Raw genomic sequence first — 22,806 nt, 5'->3', positions numbered from 1 at the left:
TGAGGACGACTTTGTGGTGCGGGCTCACGGGCCGCATTGTGCCCGGCCGGTCAGCCCTCCCGTACTGTTGCCAGCACCTCGTCCCGCACCGCGCACATGAGGTCTTCCGTGCGCGCCTCCACGTTGAGCCGCAGCAGCGGTTCCGTGTTGGACGGGCGGAGGTTGAACCACCAGTCCGCGCCGCCGATGGTGAGGCCGTCGAGGGTGTCCGCCGTGACGCCGGGGCGGGACTCCCACGCCGCGCGTACGGCGGCTGTGCGGCCGGGCTGGTCGGTGACCGTGGAGTTGATCTCTCCCGACGCGGCGTACCGCTCGAAGTGGCTGGTCAGTGACGACAGCGGGCCGTCCTGGGTGCCGAGGGCGGCGAGGACGTGCAGGGCCGCCAGCATGCCCGTGTCCGCGTTCCAGAAGTCGCGGAAGTAGTAGTGCGCGGAGTGCTCGCCGCCGAACACGGCCCCGGTGCGGGCCATTTCCGCCTTGATGAAGGAGTGGCCGACCCGCGTGCGGACCGGGGTGCCGCCCGCCTCACGGATCACCTCCGGTACCGCGCGGGACGTGATGAGGTTGTGGATGACCGTGGCACCGGGGTGCCGCGCCAGCTCGCGCGAGGCGACCAGGGCCGTGACGGCCGACGGCGGGACCGGGCCGCCGTTCTCGTCGACGACGAAGCAGCGGTCCGCGTCGCCGTCGAAGGCGAGCCCGAGATCGGCGCCCTCGGCGCGCACCCGGGCCTGGAGATCGACGATGTTCGCCGGCTCCAGCGGATTGGCCTCGTGGTTCGGGAACGTGCCGTCGAGCTCGAAGTACATCGGCACGACCGTCAGCGGCAGCCCCGCGAGCACCGTCGGGACCGTGTGGCCGCCCATGCCGTTGCCCGCGTCCACCACCACCTTCAGCGGGCGGATCGACGACAGGTCCACCAGGGAGTGCAGATACGCGGCGTATCCGGCCAGGGTGTCCTGCCCGGTGACGCGTCCCGCGCGGGCGGCCTGGGCCGGCGCGCCGTGGTCCGTCCACCGCTCCACGAGCGCCCGGATCCCGGCGAGGCCGGTGTCCTGGCCCACCGGCTCGGCACCGGCCCGGCACAGCTTGATGCCGTTGTAGCGGGCCGGGTTGTGGGAGGCGGTGAACATGGCGCCGGGGAGCCCGAACGACCCGGACGCGTAGTACAGCTGGTCCGTCGAGCACAGGCCGATCTCCGTGACATCCGCTCCCTGCCCGGTGGCGCCGCGGGCGAAGGCTCGGGCCAGACCGGGGGAGGAGGGTCGCATGTCGTGCCCGGTCACGATCGCCCCGGCCCCGGTGACCCGCACGAACGCGGCACCGAACAGCTCCGCCGTCGACTCGTCCCACTGGTCCGGCACCACCCCGCGCACGTCGTACGCCTTGACGAGCCCGGACAGGTCGGTCCGGGGCGTCGGGTCAGTCGCGTGCGTCGTCATCGGTGTCTCCATGAGCGGTACGGGAAGAAGCCGGGGCGAGGAACCACACGGCCGTGTCGGGCGGCAGCGCGCCCCCGTTGAGCGGTCCACTGCTGAGCAGCGGCCGGCCGGGCACGCGTACGGGCTCGGCACCCAGGTTGACCGCACACGCCAACTCTCCGCGCCGGAAGGCCGGTACGGGCGCGCCCGGTGCCGACAGCCAGACGGGCGGGGCCGCCGGGTCCGGTGCGCGATGGGTGCGCCGCAGCCGCAGAGCCGCCCGGTACAGGGCGAGCGTGGAGCCGGGGTCCGCCTCCTGCGCGGCGACGGTGAGTCCGGCCCAGTCCGCGGGCTGCGGCAGCCAGGTGTCCCCGGCGTCCGCCGTGGTGAAGCCGTACGGTGCCCGCTCACCGGACCAGGGCAGGGGCACCCTCGCCCCGTCGCGCCCGCGCTCCGTGCGGCCCGACCGCTCCCACAGCGGGTCGCGGATGCGGTCGACGGGCACCTCGGCCTGGGGCAGGCCCAGCTCCTCGCCCTGGTAGAGGTACGCGGATCCCGGCAGCGCCAGCATCAGCAGCGCGGCGGCACGGGCCCGCGCGAGGGAGCCGTACCGGGTGACCGGCCGCACCGCGTCATGGCTGGAGAGCAGCCAGGTGACGGCCGCGCCCGGCACACCGAACGAGTCGTCGATGACGCGGCGCAGCTCCGCCGGGTCCCACGCCGCCTCCAGGAACGCGAAGTTGAAGGCCTGGTGCATCTCGTCGGGCCTGATGTAGCGGGCGAGGCGTTCCGGGTCGAAGACGGCGGACTCCGCGACCATCACTCGGTCGTGCGGTGCCACCGCACCCGGGGGCGCCGGATGGGTGTCGAGCAGCGCCCGCCACTCGCGGTAGAGCGGGTGCAGCTCCTCCTGGTCGTAGTACGGCATGAGGTGGTTGCGCAGCGGGTCGGTGTGCTGCCCGGGTCCCGCGTCCGGCAGGCCCTCCGCCTTGAACAGGGCGTGTGCCACGTCCACCCGGAAGCCGTCCACGCCCCGGTCGAGCCAGTACCGCAGCACCTCCGTGAAGGCGTCGCGCACCTTCGGGTCCCGCCAGTTGAGGTCGGGCTGTTCGGGGGCGTGCAGATGGCAGTACCACTCACCGTCCGCGACGCGCGTCCAGGCGGGCCCGCCGAACGCCGACTGCCAGTCGTTGGGCGGCAGTTCGCCGGTCTCGCCCCGGCCGGCCCGGAACAGGTACCTCTCCCGCTCCGCCGATCCCGGGCCCGCCGCGAGGGCGCCCAGGAACCACGGGTGGCGGTCGGAGGTGTGGTTCGGGACGAGGTCGACGATCAGCTTGAGGCCCAGCTCATGGGCGCGGGCGGTCAGCCGGGCGGCGTCCGCGCCGGTGCCCAGGTCCGGCGCCACCCCCGTGTGGTCGGAGATGTCGTAGCCGCCGTCGGCCAGCGGGGACGGATAGAACGGGGTGCACCACACGGCGTCCGCGCCCAGGTCCCTGATGTGCTCCAGGCGCGCGGTCAGGCCCGCCAGATCGCCGGTCCCGTCCCCGTTCGCGTCGGCGAAGGCCCGGGGGTGGACCTCGTAGCACACCATGTCCTGCCACCAGCTCATGCGGACACTCCCTGGGAGAGGGCGGGGCCGGGGGACAGGACGCTCTGCCCGGTGCCCGTCGCGGCGGCGATCGTGGCCGCCTCGGCGACCGCGACCGCCGCGAACCCGCTGACCGGGCCGGCCACCGGAGCCGTACCCTCCCGGGCCGAGCGCACCAGGTCGGCCATCGCCGCGCGCACGCTCTGCGCGTACACGTACGGCTTGCGCGCCTCGCCGCCGAGGTCGAGGACGGCGGTGACCCGGTGCGGGACGGTCCGCTCCTCGCCCCGGCCCCGGGCCGGCGCGGCGGACCCGGCGTTCCGCTCCACGTGCACGGTGATCCGCTCACCGCCGCCGGGCCGGAACCCCTCGACGGCCAGCAGGTCGTCCCGCAGCCGCGGCAGCTCCTGCCAGGCACGGGCACCCGCCTCGTCCACCCACGCAGTGATCTCCGCGTACACGGGGATCCACCCGGTGATCCGCGTTTCCGCGAACCCGTGGTCCAGGCGCATCAGCTGCCGCTCGGCGCGATGGGCATGGGTGAAGGAGTGCAGGTGCGAGGCGAGCACGCCCCCGGGGTGCACGACATCGGCGCTGACCATGTCGACCGGGCCGCCCGGACGGGCGACCGCGGTGGCCCGCACGCTCAACGGGTCGGAGCCCAGCAGCGCGCGGGCGGCGTCGAAGAAGTGGACGCCGTGCTCGATGAAGACGCCGCCGCTGTGCGCCGGGTCCCAGAACCAGTGACCGGGCCCCAGGTCCTCGTCGGACGCGTCGTTCTCGAACAGGAACCGGCGCGGCGGTGCGAGCAGCCCCCGTCCGGTCAGCCGCTTCACGGCCCGCAGCAGCGGGTTGTAGCGCAGCACATGGTCCACGACCAGGGCGCGCCCGGCGAGCCGCGCCTCGTGGACGACCGCCGAGGCGTCCTCGGTCGTGGTGGCGAGAGGCTTCTCGCAGAAGACATGGCGCCCCGCGCGCAGCGCGGCCGTGGCCATCGCGGCATGGGTGGCCGGCGGGGTGGCGATCAGCACGGCCGCCACGTCGTCCCGCTGAAGGAGCTCGTCCAGCGAACCGAGCGCCGGGACGCCGTGCCGCTCACCGAGCAGCCGGGCCCGCTCCCGCGACGGATCGGCGACCGCCGCGAGCCGCAGACCGGGCAGCCCGGCGATCGCGTCCAGGACGAACTCCGCGAACCCGCCGCAGCCGGCCAGGCCGATTCCGAGGGCGCCGTCGGTCATGCCGTGCGCTCCAGGAGGGCCACGCCGATGTGCGCGTCGGCCATGCCGTAGAACACGTACAGCTCGCCGTCGATCTCCTCGATCGCCGTCGGGAAGACGACGTTCGGGACGGTGCCCGAGCGCTCCTCCTCGGTCTCCGGCGCCATCAGCGGCTGGTCCGAGCGGGCGAGGACACGGGACGGGTCGGCGGGGTCGAGGATCATCGCGCCGGCCGCGTACGACACGTCCTGGTTCTGCGCCCACGGGTCCTCGATGGAGCCCGACACGCCGTGGTGGATGAGCAGCCAGCCCTCGGGGACCCGGATCGGGGCGGGGCCGCCGCCGATCTTCAGGGACTCCCAGGGGAACTCGGACAGAGCCAGCAGCCGGTGGTCGCGCGGCCGGGTCAGCGCGGTGATGTCGGCCTCCACCTCGGCGGCCGGGACGTAGCTGATCCAGATGCCGGGCCGCTCGTCGGTGACCCCGGCGGGCAGGTGGACGCCCTCACCCGGGCGGAACCAGCCCAGGTCCCACATCGGGCGGTGCAGCATCGCGTATGCCGGCTCGCCGTCCGGGCCCGGGACCGGCTCGGGGAAGTGGACGACGTCCTTGTTGGGGAACAGGTTGAGGTCGGTGTCCAGGTCCGGCTGGTAGGCGAACTGGATCGGGCCGAGGCGGGTCCAGTCGGTGAGGTTCTCCGAGACGGCGAGCGCCGGCTTCGGGCCGAGGGGGCCGTAGGCCACGTAACTCATGACGTGCTTGCCGAGCGACGGTATCCAGGTGACGCGCGGGTCCTCGACGCCGGCGTTGTTCTTGCCGCGCTCCCAGCCCTCGTCCGGGGAGAGGACGGTGCCGCGGCGCTCGACGCCGTTCGGCACGCCCTCCTCGTCGAAGGTCACCTCGGCGAGGCCGACACGGGAGACGTTGCCCTCGGCGACCAGGCGCGGCAGCAGGTGCAGGGTGCCGTCCGGGGTACGGCCGGAGGCGGGGTTCAGGACACCCTCGACCTCGTTCGCCTCACCGGCCAGGGGGGACATGACGACGCCCTTGCGGACCATGCGGTACGGGATGCGGGTGGCGGTGGTGGTGCTCATGGGGTTCAGCCCTTTACTCCGGAGTCGATGTCGGTAGAGGTGAAGTGGCGCTGGAACAGGAGGAACAGGACCACCGCAGGGAGGGCCAGCACACAGGCGCCGGCCAGCAGGGCACCGGCCGGGTTGGCCACCGTGCCCTGAAGATTGGAGAGGAAGCTCGCGAGCGAGACGGCCAGCGGCTGCATGTTCGCGTCCTTGGTGACGAGGAACGGCCACAGGAACTCGTTCCAGGGCCCGATGAACGTCAGCAGCAGTGCGGTCAGCACGGCGGGCCGGGCCATCGGCAGCGCGATCCGCCACAGGATGCGCAGCTCGCTCGCGCCGTCGATGCGCGCCGCCTCGAAGAGGGACTGCGGCATCTGCGCGAAGAACTGGCGGAACAGGAACACGGCCGTCGAGTTGATCGCGAACGGCAGGATCATGCCCACGTAGTTGTCGCCGAGCCCGTAGTCGCGGACGACGAGCACGTACAGCGGCAGGGTCAGCAGCTGGAACGGGATCATCTGGACGAGGAGGAGGGCGGCGAAGACCGCGCCCTTGCCCCGGAAGCGGAGCTGCGCCAGCGCGTACCCGGCGAGCACGCCGAACACCAGCGTGCAGAGCAGCACCCCGATGGTCATGATCCCCGAGTTGAGCAGGGACCGCCCCAGCGAGATCGCGCTGTTGACCGCCGCATAGTTGTCGCCGGTCAGCCCCGAGGGGACCGCCGCCGACAGATCACCGACCGTCTGCCCGCGCAGCGAGCCGACGATCATGTAGTAGAAGGGGAACAGGAAGGCGACGGCGCCGAGCGACAGCAGGACGTAGCGGACGACGCTGCCGACGCAGACGCGACGGGTGGGCCTCGGTGTGGTGGCGCTCATGTCAGTCGCCCCTCTCGGTCAGCTTGCGGGCGGCGATCGACACGACCATCACGAAGGCGACGAGGACGACGCCCAGCGCCGCCGCGAAGTCGGGGTGACCCTGCTCGATGCCCTTCTGGTACATCAGCAGGACGGGCGAGGTCGACGCGTGGTCGGGGCCACCGCCGCCGGTCAGCAGATACGGCTCGCTGAACAGGTTGGCGCCGGTGATGATCGCGTAGATCACGACGAGCGTCGTCGCCGGCCGTACGCCCGGGACCGTCACCGAGAAGAACTGCCGGACCTTGCCCGCGCCGTCCATGGCGGATGCCTCGTACAGCTCCTTGCCGACGTTCTGCAGCGAGGCCAGGTACAGCATCACGAAGAAGCCGAGCTGCTTCCAGGTCACGAACACGGCGATCATCGGCATCGCGAGATGCGAGTTGACCAGCCACGACGGGTCCGGGGCGTGCGAGCCCAGCAGATGGTTGACGAACCCGTCCGAGCCGAAGAGGAACTGCCACACCGCGACCAGCGCCACGCTCGCCGTCACATACGGCACGTAGAACGCCGCCCGGAAGAACCCACGCCCCCGGATCTTCGAGTTCAGCGCCGCCGCCAGGACCAGCGAGAGGCCCACCGTGAGCGGCACGTTGATGACGAGGAAGATCAGGATGTTGAGGAACGCCTGCCCGACGACCGGGTCCGTGAACACGTCCCGGTAGTTCGACAGACCCACCCACGGGGAGTCGATGTCCGTGCCCGGCGCGGTGAAGTAGAAGCGGTGGAAGGAGATCCACACCGTGTAGACCAGCGGGACCGCGAAGACCACCACGAGGAACAGCACGTACGGCGACACGAACAGCGCGCCGGCCCGCGACAGACCGCGCCGTGCCTTGCCGCGAGGAGCGGGTGCACTCGTGCCCATGGCGCGGGGCGCCGCATCCAGGTTCACACTCATGACGGGTCCCCGTACTCGTTCAGCAGGTGGGTGATCTCGGACGACGCGTTGCGCAGCCCCGCGTCCGTGGACTCGCGGCCGAACACCACCGACTTCGTCCACTCGTCGCGGAAGGCCTGCCAGATGTCGATGGAGCCCGGGACGTTCGGCACCTCGACGACGCGCTCCGCCTGGTCGGCGAAGGCCTTGTACATGGGGTTCTTCGCGAAGTAGGCGGGGTACTTGGCGGTCAGGTCCTCGCGCATCGGCATCTGCCCGGTGGCCTCCAGGAACTTCCCGTCCTGGGCGGCGGAGGTGGCGAACTTCAGCACGTCCCAGGCGGTGGCCCGGTTCTCGCACGAGCTGAACATCGCCGCGGACTTCTCGTCGCTGAAGGAGTGCTTGCCGCTCCCGCCGTCGGCGGTCGGCACCGGTGCCACACCGATGTCCACGTTGTCCTTGTACGCGGCCACAGCCCACGGGCCCACGGTCGCCATGGCGGCCTTGCCGTCGTTGAGAGAGTCGCCCGGGTACTGCTCCTGGGGCGCCAGCTTCTCCGCGTACAGCGTGCGCCAGAACGCCGCGACCTGCCGTCCCGCCGCCGAGTCGAACTGGGGCCTGCCGTTCTCGATCAGCTGCCTGCCGCCGCTCTGCGCGGCGAACGCCGGGTAGAAGTCGTACCAGGGCTGGAAGAAGTCACTGCTCGGCGAGGGCCATATCGCCGCCTTCGCGGCACCGCTGCGCACGAGCTTCCGGGAGGTGTCGAGGAAGTCCTTGTACGTGGCGAGCTTCGGGTGCTCGGGATCGAGGCCGGCCTTCGCGAACAGCTTCTTGTTGTAGAGGATCATGACCGGGTTGCTCTTCCACGGCAGCTGGTAGAAACCGCCGTCGGTCGAGCGGTACTGGTCGGTGAGGGCGCCGCCGCGCTCGGAGATGTACGACTCGCCGTCCGGGAAGTCGCTCAGGGAGACGAGGCCGTTCTGCTTCTGGAAGGTCGGCACGGCCGCCGGCGAGGTGTTGAAGGCGAGACAGGCCGTCGTCCCCGCGATGATCGAGGCGCTGATGGCCTCCTCGGAGGTCTTGCCCGCCGGGATCTGCTGCGCGGTGACGTGCTGGCCGGGATGGTCCTTGTTCCAGGCGGCGACCATCGCCCTGCCCCACTGCACCTCCTGCGCGTTGTTGGAAAGCCAGACCGTGATCGGGCCGCGCGCCTCGGCGGCGGCGGCCGGATCGGGAGCCGACCGGCCGCAGGCCGTCGCCGTGCCCGCGAGAGCGAGCACGAGCAGCGCGTACGCCGTTCTCCTCAGCATGATTGATCTCCGAACTGTTCACGCACGGCCTCGTCGCCGCGCGGAATTCCCGGTCGGCGCGAGCACGACCGGTCGATGGCCCCCGTTACGTCACGGGCGGGGCGCGGGCCCCATCGACGCACGCGGCACGAACTGCGCCGGAGGCAGCCGCACATGGTCGGCGGCGCCCTCGGCGACGACCGCGTCGAGCGCGCGCGCCGCCGCCTCGCCCCAGCCCCGGGCATCCGCACGGGCGGAGGCGAGCGGCGGGAAGCTGTACCGCGTCAGGGGAGCGTCGTCGTAGCCGACCAGCGACAACTGGCCGGGCACCCGGATACCCAGCTCCTGGGCGACCGAGAGCCCCGCCATGGCGGCGAGGTCGTTGCCGTAGACGATCGCGGTCGGCGGCTCGGCCGAGGCCAGCAGCCGCCTGGTCGCCTGCGCACCGCCCTCGGGCGTGAACCCGCCGGGCAGTACGGGCCCTTCGGGCAGGCCGAGCGCGCGCAGGGTCTGCTCCCACGCGGTCCGGCGCCGGTGGGCGTGCAGCAGTTCCTGCGGCCCCTCGACGTGGGCGATGCGCCGGTGACCCAGTTCCGCGAGATGCCGGACGGCGGCCGTGTAGGCCGGCTCGTCGTCCAGACTCACCGCGGTCAGGCCGTCACCCCACTCGGGCTGACCGACCACCACGGCCGGAAGACCGAGCTCCCGCAGCAGCGCGGGACGCGGATCGTCGCGCCGCAGGTCGGTGAGGAAGACCCCGTCCACCTGCTGCTCCGAGGCGAGCCGCCGGTAGACGCCCTGCTCCTGGTCCGGCGCGGTCACATGGATCATGAGCCCGTCACCGCGCTGCCCGATCACGGCCTCGACACCGGCGATGAACGCCGGGAAGAAGGGATCGGCGCCGACCTGCTCCGCGTCGCGGGCCAGGACGAGCCCGAAGGCGCCGGCCTTGCCGAGCGAGAGGGCCCGCGCCTGACGGCTGGGGGTCCAGCCGAGCTCCCGGCTCGCCGCGAGGATCCGCAGCTTCGTCTCCTCGGCGACACCGGGCCGGTCGTTCAGTGCGAAGGAGACCGTGGCGCGTGAGACACCGGCACGCCGGGCGACATCCGCGATGGTGGGCTTGCGTGCCATGTGCCTGGACTTCCTTGCCGGTGGGCCGAAGACGACAGGTCTTCAAACCGGTTTGACTGCTCGAACGGGGTCAACCAAACCGGTTTGGAAAGAGGCCGTCAAGAGGCGGGAGCATGTGACCCGCGTCACCGGTCCCTGGTCAGGACAGCGAGGCGAGCCCTTCGCGGGTCACCTCGATGTGCTGGGTCATGTTGTGCCGGAGCGCCAGCTCCAGACACTGTTCCCAGCGGGCGCGGGCCGCCTCGCGGTCCCCGAAATGGAGGTGGGTGCGGGCCATGGAGGCCAGGCAGTCGGCCGTGCCGCCCGGGTCGCGCATCTCCCGCCGGATGGACAGGGCCTCCGTCTGCGCCTTCAACGCCGCCTCCCTGTCGCCCAGTTTCCGCAGGGAGTCCCCGAGGTTGGTGAGCGAGGTGGCCAGGAAGACCCCGTGGCGCTGCTCGCGCAGCATGCGGATGACCTTCCGGTGGTACGTCGCGGCGAGCGCGTGGTCCCCCAGCAGGTCATGGGCTTCCGCGATCCGGTTCAGCGCCAGCGCCTCACTGCGGTCACTGGCCGAGCGGCGGTACAGCTCGTAGGACCGTTCGGCGAGGACCAGCCCCTGCGCACCGTCCCCGGACTGGGTGTGCACCGCCGCCATGTTGCCGAGGATGGAGGCCTGGGCCAGTGTGTCCCCGGCCTCGGTGAAGAAACCCAGGGCCGCGCGCAGATGCTCCAGGCACTCCGCGTTGCGCGAGGCCATTCCGTGGGCGACGGCGAACCGGCGATGCAGCCACGCCCGGCCGAGCATGTCCTCGTGGGCCACCGCGATCTCCATGGCCTGGCGCAGGCACGCGTCCCACTCACCGGTCCACCAGTGGGTGGTGGCATAGCCGAACAGCCCGGTGGCCAGACGCCAGGCGATGTCGGAGCGCCCGATGCGCCCGGCCCGGCCGATCGCCTCCCGGATCGTGGGCAGTTCGTTCCTGGTCCACTCGATGGCCTGGGCGTCCTCAGTGAAGCGCGGCAGGTCCGGGCTCGCGGGCCCGTCGAGCGGTGGCGGCGACTGCGTCTCGTGGCTGGCCAGGGCGCTGGCCGCGACCACGGCGCGGGCGTACCAGGTGAGCATCCGGACGACCGCGGCCTCCCGCTCCGGCGCGGGCTCCTCCTCCGCCGCGCGCCCGGCCGCGTACTCGCCCAGGAGATCGTGGAGCGCGTACCGGCCCGGCTCCGGGCTGTGCACCAGGTTCGCGTCCACCAGCAGCTCCAGGGCGGCCGCCGCGTCGCCCTCCGGCACCCCCAGCAGTGCCGCGGCCGACCCGACGCTGAACGTGTGCGGCTTCCACACCCCGAGCAGCCGGAACGTCCGCGCCGCCGCCTGCTCCGGCGCGTTGCCGCTGTCGCGTATCGCGAGGTAGCTCATGTCGAAGGTGTCCTGCACGGCGACCGCGCCCATCGCCAGCGCCCGCAGCCGGCCGGAGGTCGGGGTGAGCCGCTCCGCCAGCAGCTCCAGCGGCCAGGAGGGGCGGGAGGCCAGCCGGCCGCCGACGATCCGCAGAGCCAGCGGAAGACCGCCGCACGCCGCCAGGATGCCGGCCAGCGCCGCCGGTTCGCGCTCGATCCGGGCGGCGCCGCACAACCGGGACAACAGTGCCAACTGCTCGTCGGGGCGTAGGGGGTGAAGGGGCATCAGCTCCACGCCGGGCAGCTCGGCCAGCAGGTGGCGGCTGGTGACGAGGACCGCGCTCGGGCCGTGGGGTGGCAGCAGCGGGACGACCTGCGCCGCGTCCCGGGCGTTGTCCAGGACCAGCAGCACACGACGGCCGGCCACCGCCGACCGGAACAGGGCGGCCCGGTCGTCCGTGTCGTCCGGCAGTGCGGCCGGCCGCGCCCCGAGGTCGCCCAGGAGCCGGGCGAGCAGATCGTGGGCGCTGCGCGGTCCGCCGCTGCTGAACCCGCGCAGGTCCGCGTAGAGGGTGCCGTCGGGAAACTCCTCCCGCACCAGGCGCGCGGCCTGCACGGCGAGAGCGGTCTTGCCGATGCCGCCCATCCCGGAGACGACGACCGGCCGCAGGGGATCGGGTGCGTCCCCGGCTTTCCGGGCCGGCCCGGCCGCCGCCCGGCGCAGCAGCGCCACCAGAGCGGCCGCCTCCGTGTCCCTGCCGGTGAACTCCGGTACGGACGACGGGATCTGGTACGGGGCCCGTGGCGCGACGGCGACGTCACCGACGGCCGGTGCCGGGGTGCCGGGAGGTGCGGGGGAGTCCTCCCCGTTGAGCAGTTCCTCGTACGTCCGGCGGACGGTGGCGCCGGGTTCCGTGCCCAGCTCCTCCACGAGTTCCCGGCGCAGGGTGTGGAAGACCTCGTACGCCTCGGCCTGGCGCCCCGTCCGGTGCAGGGCGACCATGAGCTGGCGGTGCAGTTCCTCGCGCAACGGGTTCTCCGCGGCCAGGACGCCGAGTTCATCGAGGATCTCGCGGTGGTGCCCGAGGCGGAGGCCGGCGTCGAAGGCCCACTCGCGGACCTGGAGGCGCAGCTGATCGAGCTGGTGGACGCGCAGCGACGGCGCCCGCTGGTCGCGGAACCCGGGCAGGTCGGACAGCGGCGCGCCGCGCCACAGAGCCAGTGCCGCCGCGCTCTCCTCTCGGACCGTGGGCCAGTCGCCCGCCTGATGGGCGAGGCCCGCGGCACGCGCTCGGGCCTCGAACACCTCGATGTCCAGGTCCCCTTCGGCCACGAGCAGCTGGTAGCCGGGCGGTACGGTCCGCAGGCGGTCGTCGCCGGCCGGGGAGAGGATGCGGCGCAGCCGGGTCGCGTGGTTGGCGAAGGAGGCCCCGGCGCTGGAGGGGAGGTGCTCGCCCCACATGGCGTCCATGAGGGTGTCCTTGGACACCACCCGGTTCGGCGCGAGCAGCAGGGTGGCCAGCAGCACCCGGACCTTGAGTCCGGTGACCGGCCGCAGCGCCACCCCGTCGTCGACCACCAGCGGCCCGAGCAGTCCGAACCTCAGCACCACGTCCCCCACCAGCGTCAACGGTCGGTATCTCTATGGACGAGGGACCGGCTGGGGAACATCGTAAGCCGTGCGGAGACGTGAAAACGGCACGCCGGGGGCGGGTGCGGGCACACCCCCGTGCTGCCCGCACCCGCCGCGCGATCGTCAGCGCGGGGACGGCGGATGCGCGGAGCAGCCGGGGTCCCGTTCCTGGTGTCGATCACTGTGCCGGGGCACGCCAACGGCGCACCAACGTGCCGCCAACGGCCGGTGCCCGGCCGTGGTGGGCTCAGCCGCTCAGCCGCTCAGCCGCTCAGCCGGGAGGGCGCCGGAGCGTGACGCGTCGGACTGCGCGGGAATCCGGGCCCGTGCCCGCGCGAGCAGACCCGCCGGATCGGGGTCCGCCTGGAGGGAGGCGAGGACCATGCCCCACCACTGCTCCAGCCGTTCGGTCCAGCCCCACTTGCCGGGCATCTCGTCGGTGAGGGTGCAGTGCCCGTAGAACCCGCAGACGAGCGCCACGGCGGCCGCGGACGGCTCGACCCCTTCGGCGAGTTCGCCCCGCGTCCGGGCCTGGGCGAGGAGCCGGGCACAGGCCAGCGCCCAGGCGTTGAACGGTGTCGGCACGGGAGCCTCGATGGCGCGGCGCTCCGCCCACAGCCGTGCGCCGGCCCGCGCCAGGACGTCCTCGCTGAGGGACTGGGCGACGCGGAAGCTGAGGACGACCAGCTTCTCCAGCGGTGGGACTCCGGGCGCGGCGTAGGCGGCGGCGAGCTGCGGCCAGGTGGCGAACTGCGCGCGGACGACGGCCAGCGCGAGCTTCTCCTTGCTGGAGTAATGGAAATAGATGGCCCCGCTCGTCTTTCCCGAGTGGTCGCTTATGTCATTGACACTCGTTCCCGCATATCCCCGTTCGACGAATAGATGTGCCGCCGATTCCAGCAGCACTTTGCGGGTTGCGCGCGCTCTGTCCTGCACTTGTTCCACCTTCGCTCATACGTGCTGGCGCCGCGACGTGAAAGTCCATTCCGCCCCCTCGATGGAGGGTGCAGTCGCATCGCGCGAAGATCTTATTATTCATCGTCCGGCCGTGTGTGTGGGTGGCTCCGTCCAATCCGTCGTCAGGTCGGAAGAATCGTTTCGGGGAGTACGCGGGTCATGGCCCCGTCCGCGACCGGAACCCCCTCCGAATGCGCCGCCCACCAGGGCGTTCGGCGCCTTCACCGGTGCGATGTCACCGTCCCGGCCGGGGTGCCCCGCGAACTCCTTCGACGCATCACCGGGATTTTCGGTGCACTCGAATTGGTGATTGCGAAATGCGAAGCCGCCAAATTAACGTAACGACCATGATGTTTCGGACGGGCTGATCCTGAGGGTCCAAGTCCGCCGCGGTGCACTCAGCGGTTCCGGTCAGGCCGCAGCAGCCGCGAGACGACGCCCGCGTCCGATACCTCCCTTCCACAGGTGTGCCTCCCGGCACGCGTCTGCGCCCTTCTGCCGAACCGGTCGGCGCAGCCTTCGAGAACGGCGGTTACATGACAGCTCATCGAATCCTCTCCTGGTCCCCGTCCGCCATCGTCTTCGACTGCGACGGCACGCTGATGGACACGGAAAGGCACTGGCAGGACGCCCGCACCATCACCTTCCGGCTGTTCGGGCTCACCCCTCCCGCAGGGTTCGCCGACCGGGCGAAGGGCGTCCACTACACGGAATGCGGCGCCCTCATGGCCCAGGAGACCGGTAAACCGGAACTGGTGGACGAGCTGGCCGGCACGCTGCTGAGCACCTTCACCACGCTGGTCGAGGAGGACCCGGTGACGATGCCGGGGGCCGCCGCGCTGGTCCGGCTGGCCGCCCGCCACCGTCCGCTCGCGGTGGCGAGCAACTGCCCCCGGGTCACGGTGGAGTCGTGCCTCGACCGCGCCGGACTCCTCAGCTGCTTCGAGCACATCGTGGTCGCGGACGTGGAGGTGCGGCCGAAACCGGAACCGGACGTCTACAGAGTCGCCGCCCGCCTCTGCGGCGTACCGCCCGAGGAGGCCCTTGCCGTGGAGGACTCGCTGACCGGGATGGAGTCGGCCCGCCGGGCGGGCCTCCGCGTCATCGGCCTCGGGACACGCCCGTCGGGCCCGGAGGCGGACCGGGCCGACCTGTGGGTCGGGAGCCTCGCCGACCCGGACCTGCTCAGCTGGGCCCGTAGCCGCCTCGGTGCGTAACGGGTGTTCCGGACCCATGCTCAGTCGCCGGCGAGATGGGGTGCCAGCGACCGCACCGTGCCGAGGGCGGAGGCGAAGAACAGTGCGATGCCCACGGCACCCGGGTCCGGCACTCCGGTCGCGCGCTCGCCCAGGTAGCTGGCGCGCCCCATCCGCGCCGCCTGCGAGGCCGTCTCGCGCACACCCCGCCACGCCTCCTCCGCAGCCGCGGCCAGGGCGTCGGCGGCCGGTGCCTGCCCGGCCGCCCGCAGCGCGTCGGCGGCCGGTGCCAGCGCGTCGACCAGCGTCTTGTCGCCGGGCGAGGCGTCGCCCACCCGCCGGATGGCCGCCAGGCCCTCGGCGGCACCTTCGGCGAGCGCCCTCGTCGTCAGCTCCGGCCCCGGGCCGGCGGCCCGGCCGAGCGCCTGGAACAGCAGGCCGAACAGCGGGCCGCTGGTTCCGCCGACCTCGTCGAGGAAGGCCGTGGCCATGGCGCCGAGATACTGCGCCGGGCCCGCCGACGCGTCCAACCGGTCGAGCAGCGGACCGGCGGCCCGGACGCCGGCGGCGAGATTGGCACCGAAGTCCCCGTCCCCCGCCCGCTGGTCGAGCGCGGTCAGCTCGGCCTCGGTGGCGTCGACCGACTCCGCGAAGTGCCCCGCCCAGTCGCGGGTCCGTGTGCCGTCGAGTGCGTTGCTCATGGGCCCTCCTCGTACGTCCGTCGCGTGGCGCGGACCGGTCACCACCGTAGTGCCGCGGTGTGCACCGGTGCGTCGTAGAGCTCCAGGGCGGCCCGGTCGGCGGCCATGAGGGTGAGCGAGAACCCCCGCATGTCCAGCGCCGTGACGTAGTCACCGACCAGTTGCCGCGCGAGCCGTACTCCCCGGGCGTCGAGTACCCGTCCCAGCTCGCCGAAGACGCCGTACAACTCCAGCGGGGTGACCGAACCGAGCCCGTTGACGAGGGCCACGACGGGCTCCTCGGGACCGGGCCGCACCGCGTCGAGCAGAGCCTCCGTCATCCCCTGGACCAGCTCACCCACGGCTCCCTGCGCCCGGGTGCGGGCGGCGCGCTCGCCGTGGATTCCGACGCCGTACTCCAGCTCGCCGGGCGGCAGGACGAACGCGGGCTCACCGGTGGCCGGTGCGTGGTGGGCGGCGGAGGCGACGGCGAGCGTACGGCACCGGCCCGCCAGGCCCGTGCCCAGCTTCACCAGCTGGTCGAGCCCCATGCCGGTGTCCGCGGCGGCGCCCAGCACCTTCTCCAGCAGCACCGTGGCACCCGTACCGCGCCGGCCGGCGGCGATGTCCTCGGAGTCGGTCGCGAGATCGTCGTCGACGAGGACCCGCGCACAGGCGATCCCCGCGTCGGCGAGGCGCTCGGCCGCGATGCCGAAGTTGATCCGGTCGCCCGTGTAGTTCTTGACGATGTGCAGCACGCCCTCGGGCCGCGCCACCGCGCGCGACGCCCGGAAGATCTGCCGGTTGTGCGGCGAGGCGAAGACCCTTCCGGGACACGCGGCATCCAGCATGCCCGCGCCGACGTACCCGGCATGCAGCGGCTCGTGCCCGGACCCGCCCCCCGACAGCAGCCCGACCCGCCGCGTGGGAGCGGTGTGCCGGGCGGTGACATATCCATCCGCCGGTTCGTACCGCACCAGATCCGCGTGCGCACGGGCGAAACCGGACAGTGCGGCGGTGACGAGCTCCCCGGCGCCGTTCTCGAAGTACCTGGCCATAAGCCGCACCCATCCCGTCCCTGGCGGTGGGCCGTACGAGCCGACCCGGACGATAATCCCATGGTGCAGGTAACGGTCCGCATGCGGCAACTCGCACAGGGTGCCGTCTGCCGCTGCGATGCGAGGAGAGGGCGAAGCCTGCCGCAGCGAGACGACCTTCTCAGTTCTCGCCGATGCGACGCAGCGAGCGGTCGAGGACGGTCACCAACAGGAACAGGACACTGGCGGCGAGCATGAACCAGGCCAGGTGGTGCAGCCCGCCGGTGTCGGCGCGTTGGCCGAAGAAGGCACCGTTGGCGGCCGACGCGGTGATCGCGCCGAGGTAGCCGAAGGTTCGCAGCAGCCCGGCGGAGGAACCGATGCGGTCGCTGTCGGCCTGGTGGTATACGGCGTTCTGGAGGGCGAGGCCGTTCAGACCCTGCGGGATACCGAGGACGACCATCACGGCCGGCAGCATCCACACCGGGCTGCCGGTGCTCAGCAGGAGCACCAGGGCGCAGGCCGCGATCTGCCCCACGCCGCCCACCACGAGCTTCCCCCGCACAGCCTGCTTCCGCCCCGTGAGCGTGGAGACGACGATCGCCGTGGCGAACAGGGGCAGTTGGACCAGCCCGGCCTGGGACGCGGACAGCCCGCGGCCCTGCTCGGTCCACTGGGTGAACCCGTACAGGAAGGCGTAGGTGACGACGTAACAGAGCAGTGCGCGGCTGTAGGTGGCGACGAGCGGCAGGTTCCCGCCGAGCACGCGTACGTCGATGAACGGCTCCGCCGTACGCAGCTCGCGCCGGATGAAACCGGCACCGGCCGCGAGGGCGAGCGCCAGCAGACACCAGGCGCCGCTGTCGATGTCCATCAGGAAGAGCAGCAGGCACAGCAGCGCCACGGCGAACAAGCCCATCCCCGGCAGGTCGAGGCTCCGCAGCGGATGGCCGCCGTCCGTGCGGCCCGTCCCGGGCAGCGCCGGGATGCGGCGCGCGCCCAGGTACAGGCCGAGGAGCGACAGCGGGATGTTGACGGCCAGCGTGGCGCGCCAGCCGCCGACACCGACGAGCAGTCCGCCGAGGCTGGGGCCGACGACGGCGATGGTCTGGGTGGTGACGGCGAGCGCGGTCAGCACCGCGGCCGGGCTCTCCTCCCCGGTCCGCCGCGCCTCGCTGCGGATGAGGTACATCGCGGCCGGATAGCCGGCGCAGGTGCCGAAGCCGAGCAGGACCCGAGCGGCGATGAGCACACCCAGATCGGGCGCCAGCATCCCGACGACCCCGGCGGCCCCGGTCAGCGCGGCCCCGGTCAGGAACAGCCGCCGGGGCCCGAACAGGTCGATCAGCCGGCCCATCACCGGCTGGCCTATCGCGGTGGCCAGATACAGGGCGGAGATCAGCCAGGCCGTCCGGGCGGGCGGTGCGCCGAAGGCAGCCCCGATGGGGACCAGGGACACGGAGATGATCGAGGAGTTGACCGGGTTGAGCGCCGCCCCCGTCATCATCGGGGCGAGGAGCCGCCGGTCGAAACCGTTCGCCGGCTCCTGGTCCCGCCCGCGGCGCCACCGTCGGACTGCGCGTGTCAGGGCCGTACTCACGCGTTGACGATCCGCTCCAGCACGGCGGTCGCGGCGAGCAGGGTGCGGCGCTCCTCCTCCGTGCACTGCTCCTCCAGGGTCCGGGCGAGCCAGCCCTCACCGGCGCGCCGGCGGTCCTCCAGGAACGCGTGGCCGCTCTCGGTCACGTGGACCAGCTGGCGGCGGCCGTCCTCGGGGTCGCGGCGGCGGTCGGCCAGGCCGCGCTCGACGAGAGCGCCGACGGTGCTCGCCACGGACTGGTGCCGGACGCCCTCGGCGGCGGCCAGGTCGACGACCGACGCCTCGCCGTCCTTGTCGAGGCGACTGAGGACGGAGGTCTGGGAGGGCGTGAGCTCGGCACGGTCGTACGTCTCGCGCAGACGCCGCCGCAGCCGGCTGTACACCACGCGGACCTCGTGCGCCGCGTGCGCGGCCGTCTCGGAGACGGCCTGTTCGTTCTCGGTCATGTGTACAGCCTAAAGTGCGCAGCTTGGCCTGCGCAATTAAGCCTGTGGGTCACGGATGCGTGCTCACCACCGGATTCAGCCGTTCCCGCCGCTCTCGCCGGGCGGCCCGTCGAGGACGGTGGGGACGTACTCCAGCAGCTGGAGCCGGCCGTCGAAGACGCGGCTCTCCACGAGATCGAGGCGTACGTCGGGGTACGCGTCGAAGATCCTCTCGCGACCGGTGGCACCGGTGATCACGGGAAAGAGCACGACCCGGAAGCGGTCCACGAGACCGGCCTTCAGCAGCGACCTGCACAGAGTGAGGCTGCCGAGGGTCCGCAGGGGCCGCGTCCCGCTCTTCTTCATCTCCCGCACGGTCTCGACGGCGTCACCCCGGACGAGCTCGGTGTGCTGCCAGGCCAGAGGCGCTTCGAGGGTGGACGAGAAGACGACCTTGGGCAGGGCGTTCAGCTCGGCGAAGCCGGGGTCGTCGGCCATCTGCGCGGCGAACCCCGACATCAGCCGGTAGGTCGTGGCGCCCATCAGGCTGACGTGCTGCTTCTCGCTCTCGCTGTTGATCCAGGAGAGGTATTCGGGCCCCTCCATGCCCCAGAACCCGGGCCAGCCCTCAGCGGACGCGTATCCGTCGAGCGAGATGATGAAGTCCACCATGAGGCTTGTCATCGCACTGTCCCTTCACGATTGGCGGGTGTCCCAGTGGTGACCTCCGCCGGCGCGCAAACTCATCGCCGGCCGGATGTCCATGCTCCACGGCCGGTCTGCCGATCGGGCGCTGCGACACTCGTCTGCCAGGTGTCGTCCAGCAGGGCGAACAGCAAGCGTCTCCGCGACAGGTCGATGTGCAGGACGACGATGACGACGTCGTCACCGACCTCGAAATCCTCCGGCCCGGCGGCCGGACGGACACCGGGGACCTCTGTGACACCGAGATGCTCACTGAAGGGAGCCAACCCCTCGATCCCGTCCCCGACATCGACGAACACGCCAATGGGACACACCTTTGTCACCGTCCCGCGCAGTACGTGGCCCGCTTCGGTGCGGTAGGCGAACGCCCTCAGCGGATCGGGTTGCAGGGCGCACAGGGACAGCCTGGCCTCAGCGTTGTGGGTGTCGAAACCGAGGAACTCGCACGTGACACGCTGTCCCACCCGGACGACGTCCTCGGGGCGGTCGAGGCGCCGCCACGACAGCTCGGGCACGGTGAGGAATCCGACGCCGGGAAAAACGGGATGCCACGGCCCCTCGTCCAGCGCGACGAAGACCCCGAACCTCTCGATCGCCGCGACGGTGCCCGTGAGTATCTCGCCGCTGTGCAGTGATTCCAGAAAGGTCCACAATTCGGGGCTCTCGGCCTGCCAGTCCATGTGGATCACCCTGGCACGACGTGGCGGCGGTGCGCCATGTCCCGCGACCACCGATGTCAGTGTCCGTTCGTACGATCACGCCATGTCCGATGCCTTTACGGTCCTGTGGACCCAAGACGTGTGCCGTGCGCTGCGCAAGGCGGGCCGGACGGGCCAACGCCCGCCGGTCGCCTTCAGCGGTGTGCACTCCTCGTTGCCCAGGTGGGCGGGCGCGAACACCGGGGACACGGTGTACGCGCTGCACGTCAACCAGCGCCAGGTGTACGTGGTGAGCCAACTGCGCGTGACCGACAGGGAACGGGGCGTCTGCTGCGGCACGCCTCCCGCCACCTGGAAGGACCCCGCCCATCCGGGTCACGACGACTGGTCCATGCTCGGCTCCGACGGCTGCGGCGCCGAGCCGGTGCATGTGGCCGCGACGCCCGTACGCTTCGACGTGCCGGTCCCCGGCGACCTCCTCGCCCAACTGACCTGGCAGAACCGCCGGGGACGGACACGCGTACTGAAGTACGTGGTGGACGGCCGCCTGGAGAACTCGATCAGCCTGCAGGGGTTCTACCGGCTGACGCCGGAGTCGGCTGCCGCGTTGCACGGAGTCGTGGCCGGAGAGCAGGGGTGAGGGCGGGCCGACGACTCACGGGCGCCCTACTGTGGGTGGGCACCGCGGCCCACAGCCGGTGGGGCGCACGCTGTCAACGGGGAAGGTTCTGTGCCCATGGAGTACTTCTGCTACCACCGAGACCGGCCGGGCTCCCGCGCCCTGCGTGAAGAACTGATCGAGGAGCACTGGTCCTACATGGACCGGTACGTGAAGGAACTCATCGCCCGGGGGCCGACCTTCGCCGCTGACGGTGAGACGCCCACCGGAAGCGTGCACATCGTCGACCTCCCCGATGCGGCCGCCGTCCGCGCGTTCGCCTTCGACGAGCCCAACTACCAGGCCGGTGCCTACCGGGACGTGCTGATCCGCCGGTGGCGCAACGTGCTGGGCCGCACCATGTGGCAGTACCCCGGAGATCCGGAAGCGGGCAACCGCTACCTTGTGCTCGGCCTGGGCGAAGGCGCCGCCGCCGACCTCGATCTGCCGCCCGCCCGGGACGAGTTGATCGCGTACGGGCCGCTGCTGGCCGACGACGGCGAGACCTGGCTCGGCACGGCCGTGCTGCTCGCGGCCGCGAGCAGGGACGAGGCACGTGCCGTCCTCACCGCGGACCGGTACGCGGACATCGAGGTCCACGACTGGGACTTCGGCGGGCGCCCGTGAACGAGGGAGCGGCGGGCCGGGCGAACGCCCTTCTCGCGACTGCTGGTTCCGCCTGATGCCCCGGCAACCGAGTCCGGGACCGACGGACTCGGTTGCCGGGACTCATGTCAGGCCGGTTCCTCGACGGGGTGTTCCTCGACGGAGCGGGAGTCGGTGAGGCTGAGCGCACCGCCGGCCGCGACGAGCCCGACGACGATGGCGAGCAGCGCGTAGGTGATCCGCTCACCGTGGAAGAACGAGGACACAAGGTCGCTGCTCCACACACCGGCGGGGAGCTGCGTGGTGACCAGCGCGGCGATCAGCGTGCCGACCACGGCGGTGCCGACGCTGGTGCCGACCTCCTGGGCGGTGTCGTTCAGGGCGGCGGCGATCGAGGTGCGGTTGCTCGGCATGGCGTCGACGAGGGCGACCGCGCAGATCGTCATCACGGTGCGCAGGCCCACGGTCATGAGCACCATGCACACCGCGATGACCGCGTAACCGTGCTCGACGCCCCAGGAGAGGCCGGCGAGCGACCCCGCCAGACAGGCCGCGCCCACCAGGCAGGCGATGCGGTGGCCGAACCGGCGGGCCAGCCACTCGGACAGCGGCGTGGCCATCAGCATCGTCACGATGATCGGCAGGTTGGCCAGGCCGGCCCGTACCGGGCTCCACCCGTACGCGTACTGGAAGTGCAGGATCAGGCCGAACATCACGCTGGCCATCGCGATGGACGTCCCGATCTGCGCGATGGTGGCGCCGCGGACGGTGCCGTTGGAGAAGACGCGCAGGTCGAGCATGGGCGCCTCGCTGCGCCGCTCGTGCCGGACGAACGCGAACCCGGCCACCAGGGCGCCCACGACCGACGCCAGGGTGATCGCGGAGAGCCAGCCGTGCTCGACGCCGCTGGTCAGCGAGTAGCAGGCGAGGCCGATGGCGGCGACGCTCAGGGCTGCCCCCGGCACGTCGAGCCGGTCCTTGGTCAGGTCCTCCGGCCGGTCGGCGGGTACGCCGAGCCGGACGCCGATGCACGCGATCAACGCGATCGGGGCGTTGACGATGAGCAGCCATTCCCACCGCACGTGCGCCAGCGCCGTACCGCCCAGCAGCGGGCCCAGGACGAAGCCGGACATGCCGACGATGATCATGACGGTCATCGCGCGCATCCGCAGCGCCTTGTCGTCGAACAGGCGGAAGACCAGCGAGTTCGTGATCGGTGCCATCGCCGCGGCGGCCACGCCGAGCGCGGCCCGCAGGGCGATCAGCTCGCCCGCGGTGCTGACGAGGACGACGCACAGGCTGAGGGCGCCGAAGACGCCGAGCCCGATCAGGAGCACCCGGCGGCGTCCGAGCCGGTCCGCCATGGACCCGGCGGTGAGCAGAAGGCCACCGAATGTCAGCGAGTAGGCACCGGTCACCCACTGCAGCGCGGTCGTCCCGCTGCCGAGGTCGCGGCCGATGGTGGGCAGAGCGATCGACAACAGCGTGTTGTCGACCATCTCGACGAAGAAGGCCAGGCACAGGGCGGCCAGGGGTATCCAGGCGGCTCGCAGGGAGGGATAGGCGCGAGGCCCGGTTCGGGGCGGGGCGGTAGTCATGGCGCGGTCCTTTCGATCGAACATCGTTCGGCTATCGAACGCCGTACGATGCGCTACGATAGAACAGCGTTCGATGAGATGCAAAGAGCGAGAGGGAGAGGCCATGGCACAGCAGCGGCGCCGCACCGACGGAGGACGCCGCCGGGCTTC

General features: G+C 71.9%; 20 protein-coding genes. 3 read left to right on the top strand and 17 right to left on the bottom strand.

Annotated elements, in window-relative coordinates:
* Positions 1–50: 50 nt before the first annotated feature.
* From EAO73_RS14355 to EAO73_RS14310, 10 genes are all read right to left on the bottom strand, one after another.
* Positions 51–1,442 (bottom strand): phosphomannomutase/phosphoglucomutase, encoded by a 1,392-nt coding sequence (locus EAO73_RS14355; RefSeq protein ID WP_147971907.1) that lies wholly within the window; start codon positions 1,440–1,442, stop codon positions 51–53.
* A complete protein-coding gene (locus EAO73_RS14350; RefSeq protein WP_147971906.1) occupies positions 1,423–3,030 on the bottom strand; it encodes a glycoside hydrolase family 13 protein in 1,608 nt (535 codons plus the stop codon). Before EAO73_RS14350 ends, EAO73_RS14355 begins: the two co-directional genes overlap by 20 nt.
* Positions 3,027–4,247, bottom strand: a complete 1,221-nt coding sequence (locus tag EAO73_RS14345; RefSeq protein WP_147971905.1) for a Gfo/Idh/MocA family protein — start codon at positions 4,245–4,247, stop codon at positions 3,027–3,029. The genes EAO73_RS14350 and EAO73_RS14345 overlap by 4 nt, the downstream gene beginning before the upstream one ends.
* The gene (locus EAO73_RS14340; RefSeq protein ID WP_147971904.1) at positions 4,244–5,320 is read right to left on the bottom strand and encodes a glycosidase; all 1,077 of its coding nucleotides are present in this window, start codon (positions 5,318–5,320) and stop codon (positions 4,244–4,246) included. Before EAO73_RS14340 ends, EAO73_RS14345 begins: the two co-directional genes overlap by 4 nt.
* 5 nt (positions 5,321–5,325) lie before the next feature.
* Positions 5,326–6,183 (bottom strand): carbohydrate ABC transporter permease, encoded by an 858-nt coding sequence (locus EAO73_RS14335; protein ID WP_147971903.1) that lies wholly within the window; start codon positions 6,181–6,183, stop codon positions 5,326–5,328.
* 1 nt (position 6,184) lies between these two features.
* On the bottom strand, positions 6,185–7,123 hold the full coding sequence (locus EAO73_RS14330; RefSeq protein ID WP_147971902.1) for a carbohydrate ABC transporter permease: 939 nt from the start codon (positions 7,121–7,123) through the stop codon (positions 6,185–6,187).
* Positions 7,120–8,412, bottom strand: a complete 1,293-nt coding sequence (locus tag EAO73_RS14325; protein ID WP_147971901.1) for an extracellular solute-binding protein — start codon at positions 8,410–8,412, stop codon at positions 7,120–7,122. The genes EAO73_RS14330 and EAO73_RS14325 overlap by 4 nt, the downstream gene beginning before the upstream one ends.
* 90 nt (positions 8,413–8,502) lie before the next feature.
* Positions 8,503–9,522 carry a LacI family DNA-binding transcriptional regulator gene (locus EAO73_RS14320; protein ID WP_147971900.1) on the bottom strand — a complete coding sequence of 340 codons (1,020 nt, stop codon included), beginning with the start codon at positions 9,520–9,522 and terminating at the stop codon, positions 8,503–8,505.
* A gap of 139 nt (positions 9,523–9,661) precedes the next feature.
* Positions 9,662–12,523: an AfsR/SARP family transcriptional regulator gene (locus tag EAO73_RS14315; RefSeq protein WP_224756318.1), complete on the bottom strand. Its 2,862-nt coding sequence runs from the start codon at positions 12,521–12,523 to the stop codon at positions 9,662–9,664.
* Positions 12,524–12,790: 267 nt separating this feature from the next.
* Positions 12,791–13,471, bottom strand: coding sequence for a ScbR family autoregulator-binding transcription factor (locus tag EAO73_RS14310; RefSeq protein WP_224756295.1), 681 nt, complete (start codon positions 13,469–13,471; stop codon positions 12,791–12,793).
* Between the two features lie 557 nt (positions 13,472–14,028).
* Between EAO73_RS14310 and EAO73_RS14305 the strand changes: the two genes are divergently transcribed.
* Positions 14,029–14,709: an HAD family hydrolase gene (locus EAO73_RS14305; RefSeq protein WP_147971899.1), complete on the top strand. Its 681-nt coding sequence runs from the start codon at positions 14,029–14,031 to the stop codon at positions 14,707–14,709.
* Between the two features lie 20 nt (positions 14,710–14,729).
* On the opposite strand, the gene dhaL is transcribed toward EAO73_RS14305, so the two are convergent.
* From dhaL to EAO73_RS14275, 6 genes are all read right to left on the bottom strand, one after another.
* Complete coding sequence (gene dhaL, locus EAO73_RS14300) at positions 14,730–15,389, bottom strand: dihydroxyacetone kinase subunit DhaL (RefSeq protein WP_147971898.1); 660 nt, start codon at positions 15,387–15,389, stop codon at positions 14,730–14,732.
* A 38-nt stretch (positions 15,390–15,427) separates the two neighbouring features.
* Complete coding sequence (locus EAO73_RS14295) at positions 15,428–16,426, bottom strand: dihydroxyacetone kinase subunit DhaK (RefSeq protein WP_147971897.1); 999 nt, start codon at positions 16,424–16,426, stop codon at positions 15,428–15,430.
* Between the two features lie 160 nt (positions 16,427–16,586).
* Entirely contained in the window at positions 16,587–18,005 is a 1,419-nt protein-coding gene (locus EAO73_RS14290) for an MFS transporter (protein WP_147971896.1), read from the bottom strand.
* Positions 18,002–18,451, bottom strand: coding sequence for a MarR family winged helix-turn-helix transcriptional regulator (locus tag EAO73_RS14285; protein WP_147971895.1), 450 nt, complete (start codon positions 18,449–18,451; stop codon positions 18,002–18,004). Before EAO73_RS14285 ends, EAO73_RS14290 begins: the two co-directional genes overlap by 4 nt.
* Before the next feature lie 75 nt (positions 18,452–18,526).
* The gene (locus EAO73_RS14280; protein WP_147971894.1) at positions 18,527–19,114 is read right to left on the bottom strand and encodes a dihydrofolate reductase family protein; all 588 of its coding nucleotides are present in this window, start codon (positions 19,112–19,114) and stop codon (positions 18,527–18,529) included.
* A 59-nt stretch (positions 19,115–19,173) separates the two neighbouring features.
* Positions 19,174–19,815, bottom strand: coding sequence for a S1 RNA-binding domain-containing protein (locus EAO73_RS14275; RefSeq protein WP_147971893.1), 642 nt, complete (start codon positions 19,813–19,815; stop codon positions 19,174–19,176).
* Between the two features lie 82 nt (positions 19,816–19,897).
* Between EAO73_RS14275 and EAO73_RS14270 the strand changes: the two genes are divergently transcribed.
* The gene (locus tag EAO73_RS14270) at positions 19,898–20,434 is read left to right on the top strand and encodes a hypothetical protein (RefSeq protein WP_147971892.1); all 537 of its coding nucleotides are present in this window, start codon (positions 19,898–19,900) and stop codon (positions 20,432–20,434) included.
* Positions 20,435–20,530: 96 nt separating this feature from the next.
* Entirely contained in the window at positions 20,531–21,079 is a 549-nt protein-coding gene (locus tag EAO73_RS14265; protein WP_147971891.1) for a YciI family protein, read from the top strand.
* A gap of 107 nt (positions 21,080–21,186) precedes the next feature.
* Here EAO73_RS14265 and EAO73_RS14260 read toward each other — a convergent pair whose 3' ends face one another.
* The gene (locus EAO73_RS14260) at positions 21,187–22,656 is read right to left on the bottom strand and encodes an MFS transporter (protein WP_147971890.1); all 1,470 of its coding nucleotides are present in this window, start codon (positions 22,654–22,656) and stop codon (positions 21,187–21,189) included.
* Positions 22,657–22,806 lie beyond the last annotated feature (150 nt).

The organism is Streptomyces sp. col6 (assembly GCF_008042035.1).
Lineage (GTDB): Bacteria > Actinomycetota > Actinomycetes > Streptomycetales > Streptomycetaceae > Streptomyces.
This window is presented reverse-complemented; position numbering and strand designations above follow the sequence as displayed.